4 protein-coding genes are annotated in these 3273 nt (G+C 71.9%); 1 reads left to right on the top strand and 3 read right to left on the bottom strand.

The annotated features are described in order from the left end of the window. The 3 genes from AB0H87_RS39920 to AB0H87_RS39910 all read right to left on the bottom strand — a co-directional run. The coding region (locus tag AB0H87_RS39920) for a hypothetical protein (RefSeq protein ID WP_360158441.1) at positions 1–1161 on the bottom strand (1161 nt) is incomplete at its 3' end. Between the two features lie 142 nt (positions 1162–1303). Next, positions 1304–1612: a PadR family transcriptional regulator gene (locus tag AB0H87_RS39915; protein ID WP_360158438.1), complete on the bottom strand. Its 309-nt coding sequence runs from the start codon at positions 1610–1612 to the stop codon at positions 1304–1306. Between the two features lie 24 nt (positions 1613–1636). Next, positions 1637–2638 carry a LacI family DNA-binding transcriptional regulator gene (locus AB0H87_RS39910; RefSeq protein ID WP_360158435.1) on the bottom strand — a complete coding sequence of 334 codons (1002 nt, stop codon included), beginning with the start codon at positions 2636–2638 and terminating at the stop codon, positions 1637–1639. Between the two features lie 133 nt (positions 2639–2771). On the opposite strand from AB0H87_RS39910, the gene AB0H87_RS39905 reads away from it, so the two are divergent. Continuing rightward, on the top strand, positions 2772–3273 hold a 502-nt coding region (locus tag AB0H87_RS39905; RefSeq protein WP_360158432.1), incomplete at its 3' end, for an ABC transporter substrate-binding protein.

Below are 3273 nucleotides of genomic sequence, written 5' to 3'. Positions count from 1 at the left end.
GCCGAACTTGGACAGCCCGGTCCGAGCCGTCTGGACGCCGTCGCGGTTGGTGACGTCGAGAAAGCCCAGGCAGAAGACGATCGCGTCGCCGAGGCCTGAGCCGGGTGGGGCGATCAGTTCGCCGTCCAGGGTGCGGCCGTCCGTTGCGTGGCGGCGTAGCGTTTCCGGGAGCCAGAGTGCGTACGTGAACGGGATCATGGCGATCAGCGTCCAGACCGTCGCCTGGACGCCTGGGAGCGCCGAGCCGGCCCTGCGGGCCGTGGCGAAGGCCGGCGCCATGAACAGCGCGAACGGCGTGCCCACCAGCACCGCACCGAGCAGGAAGACGAACGGCATCGGTGGCTCCATGCCGTCGAGGCGAATCGTCAACAGTGACCATGCCGTGAAGGCCAATCCGGACGTCACGCCGAGGTGTGGGGCCAGCCGGTCCGTGCCCAGCCAGCGCGGTGCCGCTGCGGCGAGGCACAGGCAGACCGCCAGCGTCGCCGCCAGATAGGCGGCTGACGGCGGCGCGAGGTGGGCGTCGGGTTCACGGCGTAGGAAGACCACCGTCGCCACCGTCGCCGCCACCACGCCGCCGGTCACGAGCATCGTTGGCACCGGCGCCGGGAGGTGCGGGCGGTGGCCGCGGGCCACGCCCAGGACCATCAGCGCGGCGAGGACGCCGGCGAAGGTCGTCGTGAAGACCGTCAGCTCCGGCATTGCCCGGCCTACCGCGGCGCCGATCGCGGCGGTGACCGCCGCGGATGTTGCCGTCAGCAGCGTCAGGAACGGGTAACCGACCCTGGGCGGCAGGAGCAGCGTCGCCCAGCCCGCGCTGAGCGCGAACCGCCACCGCGCCGAGCGGCCCCTGACCTCGGCCAACTCCGCGAGCATCGCCCGGCCCCAGTCACGCCGGCGGGCGGGAAGCAGCGCCACCGTCGCGGCGAGCAACCGCGCCGGCGGGTCCACCGCCGAGAGCCAAAGGCGCAGCGCGGGGCGGGCCGTGAGCACCGTCGAGCCGATCTGCAGCAGCGCCACCCACAGCAGCGGCGGCACCGCGAGTTGCACCACAGCAGTGGCCAGGTCCGGCAGCCGGTGGGCGAACGCGTTCGCGGCTGCGTAGAACACCGTCCACGCGAGCGCGACCATCCACGTCGAGACCCTCGCGAACCGGCTCATGCGCCCTGCCACCCCGCCTCCACGCCCGGCAGCGCCACGGCCGCCAGCCACGTCGAGACTTTGCCGAACCGGCTCATGCGGAATGCCGCCGCGAGGCAGCGGGGAGTCGGTGGGAGCTGCGTCGAGCCAGAAGCGCGGTCGCTCATGCTCCCTGCCACCCCGCTTCCAAACCTCGCCGCGGTGCGGCCGCCAGGTCCGTCGCCAGCGCGCGGCCTGAGCCCGTCAGGCGGTAGAGGTGGCGCGGTGGGCGGCCCGGGGACGTCTCCGTGTCCCACGTCGCCTGCAGCAAGCCCCGGTCAGCCAGCCGCACCAGGATCGGGTAGAGCGACCCCGGCTTCAGGTCCAGCTGCTGGCACAGCTCATAGCCATAACGCCACGTGGTGGGTTGGGCCGCCAAGGCCAGGAGCACAGAGGTGGTCTGGGGAGAGGGGCGCCGGCGACGGGTCGTCACGGCCGTAACTCTATATATTCAGAGTTACACCGTCAACGGACCCGTCGACTCCCGGACCGTCAGGTACGTCGGTAATACCGCCGTGCGGCGTTGCGGTTGCGGAGCCCGGTGGTCCAGGCGCGAGACCAGCAGCGACACCGCCATCCGGCCCGCCTGTTCGATCGGGGCCGTCAGGGTCGTCAGTGGTGGGTTGCTGAAGTCCGCGCCGAAGATGTCGTCGCAGCCCACCACGCTCAGATCACCCGGGACCCGGACGCCGCGCTCGCGCAGGCGCGTCAGCATGCCCAACGCGAACAAATCGTTGAACGCCACGCAGGCCGTCGCGCCGCTGTTGAGGACCGCGTCCGCCGCCGCTGTGCCCGAGGCGCGGCCCGGCGGGAACGGGCCCACGCGCTGGGCCCGCAGGTGGTGCCGCTCCAGTGCCGCCCGCATCGCCTGCCAGCGCGCCTGGTTCGACCATGACTGCGCCGGGCCCGACACGTAGACCACGTCGCGGTGGCCCAGGGAGACCAGGTGCTCGACCGCCTGCGCGATGCCCGCCGGCGTGTCGATCACGACGCTCGGTACGCCGCGGACGTTGCGGTTGACCGTCACCAGGGGGATGTCCGCCGCCAGGGCGACCAGCGCGCGGGCCGGCAGGCGCGACGCGCCCAGGATCGCGCCGTCCAGGGAACGGCGCATCGCGCGCAGCATCTCGACCTCGCGGTCCGCCGAGTCCTCGGTGTCGATCAGCAGGTGGGCGTAGCCGGCCGCCGTCAGCTGCTGCTGCGTGCCCCGGATCATGCCGAAGTAGAACGGGTTCGTGACGTCGGAGACGACCAGCGCGACCGTGCCCGTCCGGCCCGAGGCCAGCGCCCGCGCCGGAGGGTGCGGCACGTAGTCGAGCTCCCGCGCCGCCGCCTGGATCCGTTCCCGCGTGGCCGCGCTGACCCGCGACGGCCGGGACAGCGCGCGCGACACCGTCGAGACCGCCACGCCGGTCGCCGCGGCGATATCGGCGATCGTCACCTGCTGGCGTCGCCCCACGCGGGCCAGCCAACCAGAGGATGGCAACACATGGCAAACGGTTGTCACCCTCGAACCGGCGTGACTAGCGTCGGCCAACACGACCCATCGACCACCCCCACTCCCTCGCCGATCAAGGACCGAGGAGCACCTCATGGACAGACGAAAGTTCGTCGCGCTGACCGCGGCTCTGACGCTGGGTGCGGCGCTGACGGCCTGCGGCAACGACGACGGCGGCGATGCCGGCGACAACACCGGTGTCACGCTCACCATGCTCATGGGCGTCAACAACATCTACCCGGAACAGCAGCGGCAGTGGTTCGCCGAGGTCTCCGACAAGTTCAAGGCGGAGACCGGCGCCACCGTGCGGTTCGAGACGTTCGCCTCGGCGAACGACGAGCTGACGAAAATCCAGACGTCCGTCGTCGCCGGCCAGGGCCCGGACGTCTACGCGCTCGGCACGACCTTCACCCCGACGGCGTACGCGACGGGCGCCTTCGTCGAGCTCAAGGACGACGACTGGGCCAAGGTCGGCGGCCGCGAGCGGTTCCTGCCGGCCACCCTGGGCATCTCCGGGCCCGACAAGGACCACGAGGTCGGCATCCCGTTCGCCAGCCGGCCTTTCGTGATGGCCTACAACAAGGACATGCTCGCCG

It is taken from the genome of Asanoa sp. NPDC050611 (genome assembly GCF_040654855.1).
Lineage (GTDB): Bacteria > Actinomycetota > Actinomycetes > Mycobacteriales > Micromonosporaceae > Asanoa.
The sequence above is the reverse complement of the archived record's forward strand: the minus strand, read 5'-3'. Positions and strand labels throughout refer to the sequence as shown.